Origin of the sequence: Nocardia vermiculata NBRC 100427 (assembly GCF_001613265.1) — a bacterium.
Taxonomy (GTDB): domain Bacteria; phylum Actinomycetota; class Actinomycetes; order Mycobacteriales; family Mycobacteriaceae; genus Nocardia; species Nocardia vermiculata.
Map to the genome: position 1 here is coordinate 109,871 of NZ_BDCA01000018.1, position 16,513 is coordinate 126,383.

Below are 16,513 nucleotides of genomic sequence, written 5' to 3' on the forward strand. Positions count from 1 at the left end.
ACCGCGGGCGATCAGCGCATCGAGGGCGCCTCGCGGCTGATCCGCAGCGCCTGCGTGATCATCGGAAACTGCAGCGGCAGTCGCAGCACCGACACCCATTTCACCGGCTTCGGTGCCTCGGCGTTGCGCACCGAGTCCGCGGCGAATTGCACATTGGCCGGAAAGACCGCGATGAACAGCAGTGCCGCGATCCGCCCGCCCAGACGCCGCGTGCGCGGCACCGCCAGTGCCGTCGCGACCCCGAGTTCGGCCACGCCGGAGAGATAGGTGTAGGTGCGGGCCCGGCCCGGCAGCGCCGGCGGGACGATCGAATCGAACGGTTTCGGCAGCACGAAGTGCAGGGTGCCCATGCCGAACAATGCGGCACTCATCAGCACGGCGCGCCGCTGCGCGGCGCGAGGGATATCACTCATAGGTTCTCGTCCTTTCCCGGCCCCACTGTGGCACTCGCGTGCCCCGTCCGTCGAGTCGGTCCCGTGCCGGTACGCTCCCGGTTTGTGGCACAGGTGAGTGACGACGGATCCGGGGGATGCCGTGTTCGGTAAGGGCCCGCGAGGGCTGGGTCGGTTGACCGAGAGTCCGGACTACGCGCTGGTCGGCATTCTCCGCATTCCGGAACTGCGCATCAGCCCGTGGGTCTCACTCGCCCGCCGGGTCATGTTCGCGATTCTGCTGCTGGTGCTCGCCACTCTGGTGGTGTATTTCGGTCGCGACGGCTATCACGACGCCCGTGGCGAGGAAATGACCCTGCTCGATGCCGCGTACTACTCGACGGTGTCGCTGTCCACCACCGGCTACGGCGATATCACGCCACTCACCGAGCAGGCGCGGCTGATCAACACCATCGTTATCACCCCGCTGCGTGTGCTGTTCCTGATCGTGCTGGTCGGTACCACCCTGCAGGTCCTCACCGAGCGGTCACGTCAGGCGTTCAAGATTCAGCGATGGAGGCAGAAGGTGCGTAATCACACCGTGGTCGTCGGCTACGGAACCAAGGGGCGGACCGCGATCGACGCGATGCTCGGCGACGGGGTGCAGCCCTCGGAGATCGTGGTGGTGGACACCGATGCGACCGCGCTGGAGATCGCGGCCAACGCCGGCCTGGTGACGGTGCACGGGCCGGCGACACGTTCGGATGTGCTGCGTCTGGCGGGGGTCCAGCACGCCGCCTCGCTGGTGGTGGCGGCAAACCGGGACGACACGGCGGTGCTGGTCACCCTCTCCGCGCGCGAACTCAATGCGAAGGTCAAGATCGTCGCGGCCATCCGGGAGGCGGAGAACACACATCTGCTACGGCAGTCGGGCGCCGATTCGGTCGTGATCTCCTCGGAGACCGCGGGACGGCTGCTGGGCATCGCGACCATCACCCCGCGCGTGGTCGACATGATCGAGGATCTGCTCACTCCGGAGGCCGGGTTCGCGATCGCCGAACGTGATGTCGAATCCGACGAGGTCGGTGGCTCGCCGCGGCACCTGCGCGACATCGTGCTCGGCGTGGTCCGCGAGGGCATCCTCATCCGGGTCGACGAGCCCCAGGTGGACGCGCTCGAGCCGGGGGACAAGCTGCTGTTCATCCGCCGCGTCCAGAAGTAGCCCGGGCCGATAGTCTCGGTATGTGTCGCTATTCGAACTGAATGATCTTCCGCTGCTGTCGCGTTCCGCCCTCGATCGTGCCGAGACGTTGCGTTCGGACGAGCAGGCACTGAAGCAGGGCTGGTCGGGTGCCAAGCTGCTGCGCATGACGCGGCGCGGCCAGGTCCGGGTCGAGGGTGAGCGCATCGTCTTCGAGAGCGCTGTGCAGTACTCGGCGGAGCCGGCGCCCGAAGCCGTGCTGCTGGGGGTGATCGAGGACGAGCACATCTGGGCCATCCGCGACAACGACCTCGACGGCGAACTGATGGATCTGCGGGTGGTGGGTGCCGCGCTGCAGGTCGACGATGTGCATCTCGGGGTGTTGTCCACCGCGCTGGCGTTGTTGAACTGGCACGATCGTGCTCGCTACAGCGCCGTCGACGGCAGCTTGACCACACCTTCCAACGCCGGGTGGTCGCGGATCGACGCGGCCGGGCACGAGGAGTTCCCCCGCATCGATCCGGCGGTCATCTGCCTGATCCACGACGGTGCCGATCGGGTGCTGCTCGGCCGGCAGCAGAACTGGCCGGAAAAGATGTTCTCGTTGTTCGCGGGTTTCGTGGAGGCCGGCGAATCGCTGGAGCGGTGTGTGGCGCGTGAGATCGGCGAGGAAGTCGGCGTCGAGGTGCGCGACATCCGTTATCTGGGCAGCCAGCCCTGGCCGCTGCCGCGGTCGCTGATGCTGGGCTTCGCCGCAGTCGCCGATCCGGAGGCCCCGCTGGTCTTCTCCGATGGTGAGATCGCCGAGGCGCACTGGTTCACTCGCGACGAGGTGCGCCAGGCACTGGCTTCGGGCGCGTGGGGTTCGGTCACCGGTGAGACCGCGGCGGCCGGGCAGCAGCGGCTACTGCTGCCCGGGTCCATCTCCATTGCCCGCACGATCGTCGAGTCCTGGGCTGCCGCGGAGGTCTGATCCGGCGGTCGGGCCGGTCAGCCGATCGCGGAGAGGGCCTGCTTCACCTGGGCCAGGGTCGGATTGGTCGCCGTCGACCCGTCGGCGTACTTCAAGGTCGGCACCACGTGGTTGCCGCCGTTGACACGCCCGACGAACTCGGCCGCCTCCGGATCCTGTTCGATATCGACCTTGGAGTAGGTGATGCCGGCCTCCTGGAGTTGCTTCTCCAGGCGGCGGCAATAGCCGCACCAGGTCGTCGAGTACATGGTCAGGTCAGTTGCAGTCACATCCGGTGAAACATCGCATCCGGGCGCAGTTGTTCCCGTCGGTGGTGTGACACGCGGCGACGGACGTCGGTGTCGTGGTCGGTGCGGCGGCCGCGGTGGCGCGGTGCTCGGTCCGCCGGCGCCCGCGCTGCACCCGGAGTACGAGCCCTGGCAGGGGCCGACCACGTGTCGGTACCGCCTGTCATGATGGAGCCCGTGCCTGTCCCGACCCCATCGACCAGTCCGCCGCTCGACGGGCTCGACCCCGAGCAGGCGGCCGCGGTGCAGGCGCCGCGTGGCCCGGTATGTGTGATCGCGGGCGCCGGCACCGGTAAGACCCGCACCATCACTCATCGCATCGCCCATCTGGTCTCGGCCGGACACGTACGCGCCGATCAGGTGCTGTCGGTCACCTTCACTGCGCGGGCGGCGGGGGAGCTGCGTTCCCGGCTACGCGGGCTGGGGCTCGGCGGGGAGGCGAATACGGTGCAGGCCCGTACCTTCCATGCGGCGGCGCTGCGGCAGCTGAAGTATTTCTGGCCGCAGGTGGTGGGTGAGGTGCCGTGGAAGCTCATCGATTCCAAGTTCACGATCGTCGCGCAGGCCGCGCACCGGGTCGGATTGCCGACGGCCACGGAGAATGTGCGTGATCTCGCCGGCGAGATCGAGTGGGCGAAGGCCTCACTCGTCGCACCGGAGGACTACGCCGGGGCCGCCGCCCGCCACCACCGCGATATCCCGTATCAGGCGGACAAGATCGCCGCGGTGTACACCGGTTACGAGACACTCAAGAACACGCCCGAGGGGCTGCTGCTCGATTTCGACGACCTGCTGCTGCACACCGCCGCGGCGCTGGAGGATTTCCCGGCCGTCGCCGAGGAGTTCCGAGGCCGTTACCGCTGCTTCGTCGTCGACGAGTATCAGGACGTCACCCCATTACAGCAGCGTGTGCTCGACGCGTGGCTCGGTGACCGCGACGACTTGACCGTGGTCGGCGACGCGAATCAGACCATCTACTCGTTCACCGGTGCGAGTCCGTCGTATCTGCTGGATTTTTCGCGCCGGTTTCCCGAGGCCACGGTGGTCCGTCTCGAACGTGATTACCGCTCCACCCCGCAGGTGGTGTCGTTGGCCAACCGGGTGATCGGCGCGGCGCGCGGCCGGATCGCCGGGACCAGGCTGCAGTTGGTGGGGCAGCGGTCCGATGGCCCGGAACCGTCGTTCGCGGAATACGCCGACGAGATGGTGGAGGCCACCGCTGTCGCCAAGGGCATCGCGAAACTGCTCGGCAACGGCGTGCCCGCGTCCGAGATCGCGGTGTTGTATCGCATCAACGCGCAGTCGCAGGTCTACGAGCAGGCGCTGACCGAGGCGGACATCCCCTACCAGGTACGTGGTGGGGAGGGGTTCTTTCAACGCACCGAGGTCCGGCAGGCGGTGCAGGCCCTGCGCCAGGCCGGTGCGCGTGACGATCTGCCCGATGCGCGCGGCTCCGAGGTGGTGTCGCTGGTGCGTGCGGTCCTCGCCCGCCTGGGACTGACCGCCGAGGAGCCGGCGGGCGCTCAGGCCCGCGAGCGTTGGTCGTCACTGATGGCGCTGGTGCAGCTCACCGAGGAACTCGCCGCCCACGATGCCGAACTCCGGTTCGCCGGGGTGCTGCGTGAGATGGCGGCGCGCGCCGAGGCCCGCCATCCACCGACCGTGCAGGGAGTCACCCTCGCCTCGTTACATGCGGCCAAGGGCTTGGAGTGGGACGCGGTTTTCCTGGTCGGGCTGACCGACGGCACCGTGCCCATCGCGCACGTCCTGGGCGATGGGGGTGCGGTGGTCGACGAGGCAGGGCTCGAGGAGGAACGCCGGCTGCTCTACGTCGGGGTCACCCGTGCTCGTGAACATCTGCGCCTGTCCTGGGCGCTGGCCCGCGCGGACGGCCGCCGCCGCAATCGCCGTCGCAGCCGGTTTCTCACCGGTTTGGTGCCCGACGAATCGCCGGCCTCGGTGGTCGCGAACGCCACCGGTCGGCGGCGCGGTAAACGGCTGCCGGTGTGCCGGGTCTGCGGGCGCTCGCTGCTCAATTCCACCGACACCCTGCTCGGGCGCTGCTCGAGTTGTCCCGCCGAGGTCGATGCCGAATTGCTCGGTGCCCTGCAGCAGTGGCGCCGGGAACGGGCCGAGGAACTCGAGATCAAACCGTTCGCCGTGGTGAGCATCAAGACCCTGACCGCGATCGCCGAACAGGTGCCGATGGACGAGGACGCACTGGCCGCGATCCCGGGGATCGGGCAGGCGAAATCGCAACAGTTCGGTCCGGAACTACTGGCTGTCGTGCGCTCGTGCGTGCGCAACCGGTGATCCGGCGGCGGCATCGAGAAAAATCGCAAAACCGCAGGTGAAAAATAGGTTGTGCGGTTGTGTATCGCACCCGTAGTGTGGGGAACGCGCGTTGGGAGGCAACTTCCGGTGCGCACAATGATCAGCCGGAAATCGAGTAGGAGGGAGGTAGACAAAATGAACTGCATCGTGGCTCTCGCTTCGACAAGCGCTATGGCATCGATGGTTCCGAACCCGTCCACCTCCCGGGGGGTCCTCGCTTCGCAGGGGACCGGTCTGTCTGTCGTCGGCATTATGGGTGCTCGCCCGCAAGCGCCGATCAATGCACTGAGCGCAGCCAAGTCCGAGCGGGGCTGGCATCAGGAACCCGTCGGTATTTCCACCGGCGCATTCGATGCCTTCGCAGCAGATGCCGATCGTAAGACGGCACATCTGCCCGCAGCCCGCCTCCGTTATGCACACCCAGCGACCGTGATCAGTAGCCGACACCGAAGTCGGCTCAGGTAGCACCCACTACCCAGCCTCCTGGCCACGGATCGCCGAAGCGAAACCGTGGCCATTCTTGTTTCGGCCTCCAGCCGCCTGGCACCGGTTTCGCGAAGACAACGAAACGACCGCCGCACGAGCTGAAGGAGAAGACGTGTCCGCCGCGACCGCTACTCGCGTGACATGCCGATCGACCCAGGCCGCGAGGCCGACCCGCACCCGCGGTGTTGCCCTGCCGCTGCCCTGCCGGGCAGGGGATCCGGACCTGTGGTTCGCCGAAAGCCCCACCCAGCTGGAGGAAGCCAAGACACTGTGCGCCTCCTGCCCGATCCGTCAGGGCTGCCTCGCGGCCGCCTTGGATCGCGGTGAGCCCTGGGGAGTCTGGGGTGGCGAGATATTCGACCAGGGCGCCGTGATCGCCCGCAAGCGGCCGCGTGGCCGCCCGCGTAAGGTCGCACTGGCGTGACAGGCGCTGGTTCCGGCCGAGCGCGTATCCGCCTCGACCATTCCTCCGAACACCGACGAGCCCCGCAACCGATGACCGGTGCGGGGCTCGTCCCATTCGTCGTGGTGGTTCCGGTGAGTGTGGATCCTCAGCCGGCAGTGCGGTATTCGGCGTAGCCGGGTACCCAGTCGTGCATCAGCTTCATGAACGGCACCTCGGCGTCCAGCTGCGCGCAGATGCCGATCGAACCCATCAGTACCCGGAAGATCATGATGTGCTCGGCCGGAAGTTGCAGCGACATACCGGTTTTGATCTCGGGCCGGCTCACATCGGTGGCCTTGCCCGCGACCCGCTGCATCCACCTGCGGGTGAAATGGAACGAGTCCTCGCGGATCGGGTCGGTGAAGGGCCGCAGATAGTCGGCGATTTCGGCGTGGGTGACGGTGCGGCCCGGAATAACCCAGCCGTTGCTGTACATCAGCTCGGTCAGCTCGTCGAACCGATCCTCGACCGCCAGTGCGACCATCTGGCCCAGGATCGGCGGGAAGCCGTTCGGCAACGGCGCGCAGGCGCCGAAATCCAGTACTGCCAAACGTCCGTCGTCGAGCATCATGAAATTGCCGGGGTGCGGGTCGGCGTGCAGCATGCGTGCCAGCGCGGGGGAGGAGAAATGGAATTCCCCCATCAGCGTGGCCACTCGGTTACGCAGCTCGACAGTGCCCTCGGGGTCCTGTTCGCCGCGCTGGATGATCCCGGAGACCGCGGTGCCGTCGAGCCATTCGGTGACGATCACCTTCGGCGCGCCGGCCACCACCTTCGGAACCAGGAAACGGGGGTGGCCGTCGAAGGCCTTGGCGAACCGACGCTGGTTGGCGGCCTCGGTGCGGTAGTCGAGCTCTTCCTCGGTGCGTTCGGTGATCTCGGCCAGGATGGGTTTGACGTCGGCACCCGGAATCACCGAGCCGATCATGCCGGCCATCCGGTTCAGCGTTTTCAGATCGGCGCGCAGGGCCTCGTCGGCGCCCGGATACTGCACCTTCACCGCGACCGTGCGCCCGTCGGACCATTCGGCCTTGTGGACCTGACCGATGCTCGCCGACGCGGTGGGAGTGTCGTCGAAGGAGCGGAAGCGTTTGCGCCATGCGGTGCCCAGTTGCTGGTCGAGTACCCGGTGTACCGCGGCGGCAGGTAGGGGCGGTGCTGCGGCCTGCAATTTGGTGAGCGCCTCGCGATAGTGCTCACCGAACTCCTCGGGGACCGCGGCCTCCATCACCGACAGCGCCTGCCCGAACTTCATCGCGCCGCCCTTGAGTTCGCCCAGGACGGAGAAGATCTGCTCGGCGGCCTTCTGATTCAGTTCGGCATTGATTTCGCCCCGATCACCACCGGTGATTTTGCGGCCGAAGCCCACAGCCGCTCGTCCCGCGATACCCAAGGGGATCTTCGCCAGCTTGGCGTTTCGGGATGAGCTACGGCGCACAATCTCAGACACATCCCCATCATGGCTGACTCGGTGGGCGGTGTGCCATGTGAATTGGCTGAACTTTCCCCTCCTGACCGGGCGTGTGTTGAATCACACTGATGCTCTGATGCTGATCACCGGTCGTTTCCCGGTGAATGTGCGGTGTCCGTCCCGTCCGGGCTCGGTGTCCCCGTGTTTTCCACCTGCCGAGGGCCGAGCACCGGATCGGCGATCAACCGGCATCCGCAGGCTTCGTGCGGCTCCCACCGACGCCGTCCGATCCGGCGGGTGTCGGGGTTCAGTTCCAGCGTGGCATCCAAGGTCTGCGGCGGATTGTCGGTCGCCCCCTCGATGATCGATTCGACCTCCCGCAGCGTCAGCGCCGCGGTGGCGGCGACGGTGGCGGGGGAGGCGTACCCGCTGCGACCGAGCAACTGTGCTGCCAGGTGGGGCCAGTCGGCATCGAGTTCGGCCCGGGTCAGATCGGCGCAGCGCAGACAGCTCGTGCCGCCGGGCAGCACCAGCGGTCCGATCACACCGTATCCGTCGCGGATTCGTACCTGCAGGTGTGGAACGCGCCGCACCAGCAGCATGCTGACCAGTTCGGGAACCGGAACCAGTGCATCGGTCAAGATCACCAGATCCGTCCGCGACAGGGAATTCGTGCCACCGCTGCGGTACTCACGCGAGCGCGTCGGTGTGATTCCCAGGCGCCGGATGCCCGCATCCACCGCATCGGCCAGCGGCCCTCGCCCGTGCACATGGACATCGCGCACCCTGGTGCGGTGCGCCTGCGGCCACACCAGCGCGCCCGCCGCGTCGATATCGTGCAACAGGTCCGATGCCGCGGCCCCCTCGATTCCGAGCTGGGCAGCCTCCCACAGGATCTCGGGGCGGCTGCGTAAACCGTCGAGCAACCGGAGGAAGGCCAGCACCGTATCCACGGGCACGGCCGACGGTCTCAGCAGTACCGCCCGCTCGGGGTCCCACCCCAGCTGCACCGCGCCCGAAGGGCGGCGCAGCACGGCCACCCGCGGATGCAACATCGGCCCACGTGCGTGTGACAGTGTCATGGGCTCAGTATTGTCCGGTCGCGCCTGCGCCGAGCCGGAAAACGGCTGGTTGTCCACAGATTCGGGCATATCCACAGCACGGTCCCGCGCGCCCGGCGGCGCCGGTCGGTGTCCACAATGCCGACCGGTGCCGCGCGGTGAATTCTCCAGACCTGTGCGACAACTGCTAACGCCCGGACGGCGGCGACCGACAATCGGGGCGGTTCGGTTGGTGAGAAGGAGTTTCCATGGTCAGTGCAACCGTCGACGTGCCGCCGGTGGCACCCCTGCACGGTGAACATCGGTTTCGTTCGCGCAGCGATCGTCCGATCGCGGCGGACACGATTCGCGCGTACGCGGCGACGGTGGGCGCCGCGGACGCCATCCACGACGACGAACACGCCGCGGCGGCACGAGGATTCGGCGCCCTGGTCGCGCCGTCGAGCTTTGCCACCACGGTGTGGATGCGCGCCGAGGCACGCACCCTGAACGCATTGATCCCCGGATTTCACAGCGGTTGTGTGGTGCATGCCGACCGCACCCTCGACATCGTGCGGCCGCTGCTGGCCGGTGACCGGATCGGCTGCGAGATCGGCTTCGAATCCTTCCGGCACTACCGCGACTACGCCGTGATCTCGGTGACCACCGTGCTGCACGACCACCAGGACCGGATTGTCAGCACCGGTTCCTCGACGCTGCTCGTGCACACCCCACCGGATTCCGGATACCACGAAACAGAGTGCCGGGCCGACGATCTCGAACCGCTCCCGCTGCGCCGCCGGCTGCGCCTCCCGCGCCAGCGGGTACGCGCCCGCGAGCCGCGTCCACTGGTCGATGTGGGCTCACTGTCGGTCGGTACCGTCCTGCCCGGCGATACGGTGACCGTTGCCGCCGACCAGGCGCGCCGAGATGCCGGTGCGGCGAGCACGGTGCCCGGCATGCTCACGCTGGGCCTGCTCTCGGAGTATCTGGGCCGTTGGCTCGGTGATCCGACCGCCCTGACCAAACTGCAGGTCCAGTACACGCCCAAGCTGCACTACCTGCCCGTCACTCCCGGCATGCCGACCCCGATCCGGTTCGGCGGCAGGGTCGGCCGGATCAGCTCACGCCGGCGCATGGTGACGGTCGCCGTGGACGCCCTGTCGAAGGGGCGCAAGCTGTTCGGCTGTGTGAGCGCCGAGGCGCGACTGGGCTGACGGGTGCGGGCGGGGACTACTTCCCGCCCTGCTCGTCACCGGAGTCGGTCTCCCCGGAATCCGGCTTCTCCGAATCCGGTGCGGAGCCCTGCGAGTCCTCGCGCCGGGCGGCCTCGTCGCTCGGCCGTTCCTGCTGCGCCGCACCGCCTTCGCGGCGCTCGCGCGCCTCGGTCTCGGCCAGCTGCGCCAGCGGATCGTCGAAAACGTTCGCGCCGCCGCCGATCACACCGTCGATGAACCCGCTGGGATTGTCGAGATCCTCGGAGCTGGGCAGCAGATCCGGGTGCGCCCACACCGCATCGCGTGCCGACATCCCGGCATCGGTGGTGAGCCGCTGCCACAGCGTCGCCGCCTCACGCAGCTTGCGTGGACGCAGCTCCAGGCCGACGAGTGTGGCGAAGGTCTGCTCGGCCGGACCGCCGGTGGCGCGCCGGCGACGCAGCGTCTCCGCCAGCGCGCCGGCGCCGGGTAGCCGATCCCCGACGGCCTCGGCTACCACGATCTGAACCCAGCCTTCGATCAGCGCGAGCAGCGTCTCCAGCCGCTCCAGCGCCGCCTTCTGTTCCGGGGTGGTCTGTGGTTCGAAGGTGCCCTGCGAGAGCAGTTCCTCGAGTTTGGACGGATCGGTCAGCGACATCGGGTCGATGTTCTGCGCGGCCTCCTCGATGGAGGAGAAGTCCATCCGGATACCGCGCGCGTAATCCTCCACCGCACCCAGCACCTGGTGCCGCAGCCATGGCACGTGTGCGAACAGCCGCTGATGGGCTGCCTCACGGGCGGCGAGGTAGACCAGGATCTCGCTTTCCGGCCGTTCCAGGCCCTTACTGAATTCGGTGACGGCGCTCGGCATCAGCGCCGAGGTTCCGGTGGGTCCCAGTGGCAGCCCGATATCGGTGGAGGTCAGTACCTCCTGCGCGAGCTGACCGAGTGCCTGGCCCAGCTGCGAGCCGAAGGCCAGCCCGCCCATCTGACCCAGCATGCCCAGCATCGGCCCGGCGAACTGCTGGGCCTCCTCCGGGAGGGACGAACTCCACATGCCCGATACCTGCTCGGCCACCGGATCGCAGAGTCGCTTCCACGTGGGCAGCGTCTCCTCGATCCAGTCGTTCGGGGTCCAGGCCACCGTTCGGGTCGCCCCCGCGGGCAGCGTGGTCGCGGCATCCAGCCACAACTCGGCCAGGTGCGCGGCGTCGCTGATCGCGCGCTGGGAGCCCTCGGTGACCGGGGCGACCGACGAGCCGAGCTGCTGGCGGGCCAGCCGCTTGGCGACGTCGTAGTTCACCGGGCTCGACTCGCTGCCGGGCTGTCCCATAGTGGAGAACATCTGGCCCAGCGAGGTCAGCATCTGCCCGAGCTGCGCGGGATCGAATCCGGCCGCGCCCGCGGACCCCGTGCCGAAGCCGAAGGGGTTGCTCGCTCCCGAGCCGGACTGATCGTCTCGCTTGTCGCGGTCGGGATCGTCGTCGCGGTTCGAGAATCCGAAGGGCACGTCGCTCATGCCCCCAAGGCTACGCGGATGGTGATCGGCGAGCCGCTACTGTGGGCCGGGTGAATCGTCGGATCATCACCTTGATAGCGGCTCTGGTGCCTGTGCTCGTCCTCGGTGTGGTGGGTAGTGCGGTCACGGTGCCGTTCGTCGCTCTCGGCCCTGGTCCCACCTTCAATACCCTCGGTGAGGTCGACGGTAAGCAGGTCGTCGCGATCCACAATGCGGAGGTGGATCCGACCTCCGGGCATCTGAACATGACGACGGTGTCCGTTCGCGACGGGCTGAATATTTTCGAGGCGTTCGGCTTGTGGGTCGACGGCCGTTACGGTCTGGTGCCGCGTGCGGAAATCTACCCGCCCGGTGTGTCGCGCGACACGGTCGATCAGTCCAATCAGGCCGATTTCCAGCAGTCCGAGGACAACGCGGAACTGGCCGCACTGAATTTCCTGGACCGGCCCACCGCGGTGAAGGTGCGGGTGGTCGCCGACGACGCGCCCGCCAAAGCCGTGCTGCACGAGGGTGACCAACTGGTCAGCGTCAACAACAAACCCGTCGGCACCTCCCAGGACGTCATCGACGCGGTGCAGGGCGCGGCGCCCGGAACGACCATCCCGATGGTGATCCGCCGCGACGGCGGGGAGCAGACGGTGCAGGTGAAGCTCGGTGCGCGACCGGACGATTCGACCAAGGCATATCTGGGCATCACTCCGCAGGCGGTTGCGGTCGGGCCGATGGAGGTGGATTTCAACCTCGCCGATATCGGCGGGCCCTCGGCAGGCCTGATGTTCAGTCTGGCGCTGGTGGACAAGCTCAGCCCCGGTGAACTGAACGGCGGCCGCTTCGTCGCCGGCACCGGAACCATCGATCCGGCGGGCAAGGTCGGCCCGATCGGTGGCATCCAATACAAGATGATCGCCGCCCGCGATGCCGGTGCCGAGACCTTCCTGGTCCCGGCCGGCAACTGCAACGAGGCCCGCCAGCGCACCCCGGAAGGTCTGAAACTGGTCAAGGTCGAGAACCTGGCGGGTGCGGTGGCCGCCCTGGACGATGTGAATGCCGGTCGTCCGGCACCCGGCTGCGGTTAATCGGGTTCGTTCTCGAGCGTGTGCCGCAGCGCCTCGACCAGATTCGGGGCCAGGTTGGGCGCGGTGCGCAGATCCATCTCCGGGAAGGGGTCGTCCTCGTCGGGCCGCAACTGCAGCAGGCACAACGTGACCCCGTCGCGCAGCGCCCCGGCGTACAGGCGGGCGTCGCGGCGCTCGGGATGTGACTGCGCGGCGTCCCGTCCCGCGCGGTCGGCCGCATCACGGTCGGCCAGCAGCGGCGCGATGGCGTCGTCGAGGGTTTGCTCGGCAGCCGGAGGCAGCACCACGATCTGCTGCACCAGCACCACTCCCTGCACCGCGGCCGGCCAGCTGGTGGTGGCCAGGAATTCGTCGAGCGCCATCGAATCGCTGCGCAGATCGTCCGGAAGCGGCTCCTGGGCAATGGGAGTCAGTGCTGCCCCGTCGGTCAGCTGCTCCTCGAGGCTCGGCTCGGCCGCGACCAGGTCGGCGGTGGGCACCAGCGCGAACAATTGCGGCGGCTGATCCCAGCCTTCGGTGTCGGCGTACTCGGCCACATCCCGAATGCAGCGGAACAGGGTGGAGGAGGGATTGTCCAGGGTCACGGCCGACACTGTACGTCCGGTGGCACCGCCCCTGCGGGGCAGCCGAGATATCGCGACGGGGCATACCGGAACCATCGCGATCCATCCTGACCCGTTTTACGTAGAGTGGGGCGCGAGAGACGGTCCGCAAGGACCGGACGCATCATCGGACTGCGGTGTGCCGGCCGACATTCGCTTCGGTACACCGCCGGACCTGGGAGAGTGGCATCGTGGGCATGCGCCCCCCGACAGGCTTACCTTCGCTGTCTCGACGCAGCCGGATATTGCTGGTCACCGCGCTCGTCATAGCGGCATTACTGCTGGTCGGTCCGCGGTTGACCGACGCCTATACGAGCTGGTTGTGGTTCGGCGAGGTCGGCTTCCGGCGGGTGTTCACCACCGTGCTCGTCACCCGCATCCTGTTGTTCCTGGTGGTCGGGATCGTGGTCGGCATGGTGGTCTGGGCTGCGATGCTGGCCGCCTATCGCACCCGGCCGGTCTTCGTTCCGGTCTCCGGGCCCAGCGATCCCATCGCCAGGTACCGCAGCACCGTGATGGGCCGGCTGAAGCTGTTCGGCATCGGGATCCCGGTACTGGTGGGTCTGCTGTCGGGTCTGGTGGCGCAGTCGAGCTGGGCCACGGTGCAGCTGTTCCTGCACGGCGGCGCGTTCGGAATCCAGGACCCGCAGTTCCATCTCGACGTCGGCTTCTACGCCTTCGATCTGCCGTTCTACAAGCTGATCCTGAACTGGCTGTTCGTCGCGGTCGTGATCGCGTTCTTCGCGAACCTCGTCACGCACTACATCTTCGGCGGACTGCGGCTGGCCGGGCGCGAGGGCAACCTCACCCGCCCGGCCCGCATCCAGCTCGCCGTGATCGCCGGAACCTTCGTCCTGCTCAAGGCCGTCGCCTACTGGTTCGACCGCTATTCACTGCTGTCGAGCACCCGCAAGGAGCCGACCTTCGACGGCGGCTCCTACACCGACATCAACGCCGTACTGCCGGCCAAGCTCATCCTGATGTCGATCGCCATCATCTGCGCGATCGCGTTCTTCGCCGGAGTGGTGCTGCGTGATCTGCGGGTCCCGGCCATGGCCGCCGCGCTGATGCTGCTGTCGTCCATCCTGGTCGGCGCGGTGTGGCCGCTGGTCGTGGAGCAGTTCGAGGTCCGCCCGAACGCGGCGAGCAAGGAATCGGCGTATATCGAGCGAAATATCGACGCCACCAGACAGGCCTACGGTCTCACCGACGACAAGGTCTCCTATGTCGATTACAAGGGGACCCAGACCAAGGACCCGAGTTCGTCGACCGCCGATCAGCAGACCATCGCCAACATCCGGCTGCTGGATCCGAACCTACTGACCCAGACCTTCATCCAGCGCCAGCAGCTGCAGAACTTCTACGGCTTCCCCGATCCGCTGGACATCGACCGCTACACCATCAACGGTGAGAAGCAGGACTACATCGTCGCGGCCCGGGAACTGGTGCCCGGCAACCTGTCCGGTAACCAGACCGACTGGATCAACCAGCACACCGTCTACACCCACGGCAACGGCTTCGTCGCGTCGCCGGCCAACCGCGTGAACGTGGCTCCGCCGAAGGAGACCCAGCAGGCCGCGGCCGGGGGATCGAACAGTTCCGGTGGTGGTTACGGCTACCCGGTATTCAATGTCGACGACAAGTCCACCGTGAGCGACCTGTTCACGCCCAAGGACCGGCAGGCGATCCCGGTCGATCAGCCGCGGATCTATTACGGCGAGATGATCTCCGATTCGGATGCCGACTACGCGATCGTGGGCGGCAACGGCGAGGCACCGCGTGAGTACGACACCGGCACCGCGCAATACACCTACACGGGTGCGGGTGGTGTGCCGATCGGCAACTGGTTCAACCGGCTCGCCTTCGCGGCCAAGTACGCCGAACGCAACATCCTGTTCTCCGGCGCCATCGGCTCGGACTCCAAGCTCCTGTTCAACCGCGACCCGCGGGACCGGGTGCGGGAGGTGGCGCCGTGGTTGACCACCGACGGCGATGTCTACCCGGCGGTGGTGGACGGCAGGATCCTGTGGATGGTCGACGGCTACACCACGCTGGACAACTTCCCCTACGCCCAACGCACCTCGCTGGAGGGCGTGGTCGAGGACAGTGTCGACCAGAGCACCGGACGTCAGGTGCCGCGCAAGGAAGTCAGCTACATCCGCAACTCGGTGAAGGCGACCGTCGACGCCTACGACGGCACCGTCAAGCTGTACGACGTGGATCCCAGCGATCCGGTGCTCAACGCCTGGCGTGGGGTGTTCCCGGGGACGGTGGAACCCGAGAGTGCAATCACGCCGGAGTTGCGTGCGCACTTCCGGTATCCGGAGGATCTGTTCAAGGTGCAGCGCGAGATGCTGGCGCGCTACCACGTCGACGATCCGCGTGAGTTCTTCACCAACAACGCGTTCTGGTCGGTACCCAACGATCCGACCTCGGACACTCCGACCAGTGCGCATCAGCCGCCCTACTATCTGTTGCTGGGCGACGAGAAGACCGGAAAACCGCAGTTCAATCTGACCAGTGCGATGGTCGGCTTCAAGCGGCAGTTCCTCGCCGCCTACATCCAGGTCGCGTCCGACCCGGAGAACTACGGCAAGTTCACGGTGCGAAAACTCCCCACCGATTCGCAGACACCCGGCCCGCAACAGGTCCAGACGTCGATGACCACCGACGCCCGAGTGTCCAACGATCGAACACTGTTGACCGGTGGTAATACCAACAAGATCAAATACGGGAATCTGCTGACACTGCCGATCGGCGAGGGCGGAATCCTGTATGTCGAGCCTTGGTATCTGGAACGCAACGCCGGACCCAACAGCGCGTCGTTCCCGCAATTGGTGAAGGTGCTGGCCTCCTACAACGACAAGGTCGGCTACCAATCCACGCTGGGTGACGCACTCAACGAGGTGCAGGCGGGCCTCGGTGAAGCGACTGCCGCACAACCCGGTCAGGCGGCCACCACACCGTCCGAGGGGCAGGGCAGCACCGCACCGGAACCGTCCACGCCGAATACGCCGCCGCCGGCGATACCCCCGGCCACCGGTTCGGCGGGCAGGGATGCCGCGGTGCAGCAGCTCAACGACGCCCTGAAGTCGGTCGAGGACGCGCAGAAGTCCGGCGATCTCGGGCAGTTGGGTAAGGCACTCGAGAGTCTGCAAACGGCTATCGACGGCTACAACAAGGCAGGCGGATAGTTCGTCCCGCCCGTGCTGAGGCGACGGCGCCCCGGTTTGTCCGGGGCGCCGTCGTTGTTCGTCATGGCTTGCCCCGAACCTCGGCGCCCCGGAAAGTGACGGCACCACGAGGTGCTAACGCGGTCGTCACCACGGCCGACACGGCCTGTGAACATACATCGCCCGCATGTGGGCCTATCTGGGAGAAGCCTGTGGACAACATCGTCAACTCGATCCTGATGCTGCTGATCATTCCGATGTGTCTGATCTACAACGGCAGTTCGGGAGCGGCGGCCGATCCGGGCTGGGGTGGCTGCAACGCGCTCTGAGCACCGGTACCGGTCGCACAGACGCAATTCGGCGCTGCCATCCGATGATGGCAGCGCCGAATTCGTTCGA

13 protein-coding genes are annotated in these 16,513 nt (G+C 67.1%); 7 read left to right on the forward strand and 6 right to left on the reverse strand.

Annotated features, from left to right (window positions below; all coding sequences use genetic code 11):
- Positions 1 to 11 precede the first annotated feature (11 nt).
- Complete coding sequence (locus NV2_RS19310) at positions 12 to 413, reverse strand: DoxX family protein (protein ID WP_067876150.1); 402 nt, start codon at positions 411 to 413, stop codon at positions 12 to 14.
- 97 nt (positions 414 to 510) lie between these two features.
- Between NV2_RS19310 and NV2_RS19315 the strand changes: the two genes are divergently transcribed.
- Both NV2_RS19315 and nudC read left to right on the forward strand, forming a co-directional pair.
- Positions 511 to 1,593, forward strand: coding sequence for a potassium channel family protein (locus NV2_RS19315; RefSeq protein ID WP_245662674.1), 1,083 nt, complete (start codon positions 511 to 513; stop codon positions 1,591 to 1,593).
- Positions 1,594 to 1,615: 22 nt separating this feature from the next.
- Entirely contained in the window at positions 1,616 to 2,545 is a 930-nt protein-coding gene (gene nudC / locus NV2_RS19320; RefSeq protein WP_067876151.1) for an NAD(+) diphosphatase, read from the forward strand.
- A 17-nt stretch (positions 2,546 to 2,562) separates the two neighbouring features.
- Here the strand turns inward: nudC and NV2_RS19325 are convergent, their stop codons facing one another.
- Positions 2,563 to 2,814, reverse strand: coding sequence for a mycoredoxin (locus tag NV2_RS19325; RefSeq protein ID WP_373863589.1), 252 nt, complete (start codon positions 2,812 to 2,814; stop codon positions 2,563 to 2,565).
- Between the two features lie 183 nt (positions 2,815 to 2,997).
- Between NV2_RS19325 and NV2_RS19330 the strand changes: the two genes are divergently transcribed.
- The gene (locus NV2_RS19330; RefSeq protein WP_067876158.1) at positions 2,998 to 5,145 is read left to right on the forward strand and encodes an ATP-dependent DNA helicase UvrD2; all 2,148 of its coding nucleotides are present in this window, start codon (positions 2,998 to 3,000) and stop codon (positions 5,143 to 5,145) included.
- 619 nt (positions 5,146 to 5,764) lie between these two features.
- Complete coding sequence (locus tag NV2_RS19335; protein ID WP_084475075.1) at positions 5,765 to 6,076, forward strand: WhiB family transcriptional regulator; 312 nt, start codon at positions 5,765 to 5,767, stop codon at positions 6,074 to 6,076.
- 127 nt (positions 6,077 to 6,203) lie between these two features.
- Here the strand turns inward: NV2_RS19335 and NV2_RS19340 are convergent, their stop codons facing one another.
- Complete coding sequence (locus tag NV2_RS19340) at positions 6,204 to 7,547, reverse strand: ABC1 kinase family protein (protein ID WP_067876161.1); 1,344 nt, start codon at positions 7,545 to 7,547, stop codon at positions 6,204 to 6,206.
- A gap of 104 nt (positions 7,548 to 7,651) precedes the next feature.
- Positions 7,652 to 8,590 (reverse strand): hypothetical protein, encoded by a 939-nt coding sequence (locus tag NV2_RS19345; RefSeq protein WP_245662675.1) that lies wholly within the window; start codon positions 8,588 to 8,590, stop codon positions 7,652 to 7,654.
- Positions 8,591 to 8,817: 227 nt separating this feature from the next.
- On the opposite strand from NV2_RS19345, the gene NV2_RS19350 reads away from it, so the two are divergent.
- The gene (locus tag NV2_RS19350; protein WP_067876164.1) at positions 8,818 to 9,765 is read left to right on the forward strand and encodes an FAS1-like dehydratase domain-containing protein; all 948 of its coding nucleotides are present in this window, start codon (positions 8,818 to 8,820) and stop codon (positions 9,763 to 9,765) included.
- A gap of 16 nt (positions 9,766 to 9,781) precedes the next feature.
- Here NV2_RS19350 and NV2_RS19355 read toward each other — a convergent pair whose 3' ends face one another.
- Positions 9,782 to 11,263 carry a zinc-dependent metalloprotease gene (locus tag NV2_RS19355; RefSeq protein ID WP_067876167.1) on the reverse strand — a complete coding sequence of 494 codons (1,482 nt, stop codon included), beginning with the start codon at positions 11,261 to 11,263 and terminating at the stop codon, positions 9,782 to 9,784.
- Positions 11,264 to 11,313: 50 nt separating this feature from the next.
- Here NV2_RS19355 and NV2_RS19360 point away from each other — a divergent pair, with 50 nt between their 5' ends.
- A complete protein-coding gene (locus NV2_RS19360; protein WP_218019004.1) occupies positions 11,314 to 12,339 on the forward strand; it encodes a YlbL family protein in 1,026 nt (341 codons plus the stop codon).
- On the opposite strand, the gene NV2_RS19365 is transcribed toward NV2_RS19360, so the two are convergent.
- On the reverse strand, positions 12,336 to 12,932 hold the full coding sequence (locus NV2_RS19365; protein ID WP_067876173.1) for a PPA1309 family protein: 597 nt from the start codon (positions 12,930 to 12,932) through the stop codon (positions 12,336 to 12,338). The genes NV2_RS19360 and NV2_RS19365 overlap by 4 nt on opposite strands.
- Positions 12,933 to 13,132: 200 nt before the next feature.
- Here NV2_RS19365 and NV2_RS19370 point away from each other — a divergent pair, with 200 nt between their 5' ends.
- Entirely contained in the window at positions 13,133 to 16,135 is a 3,003-nt protein-coding gene (locus tag NV2_RS19370; protein ID WP_084475105.1) for a UPF0182 family protein, read from the forward strand.
- Positions 16,136 to 16,513 lie beyond the last annotated feature (378 nt).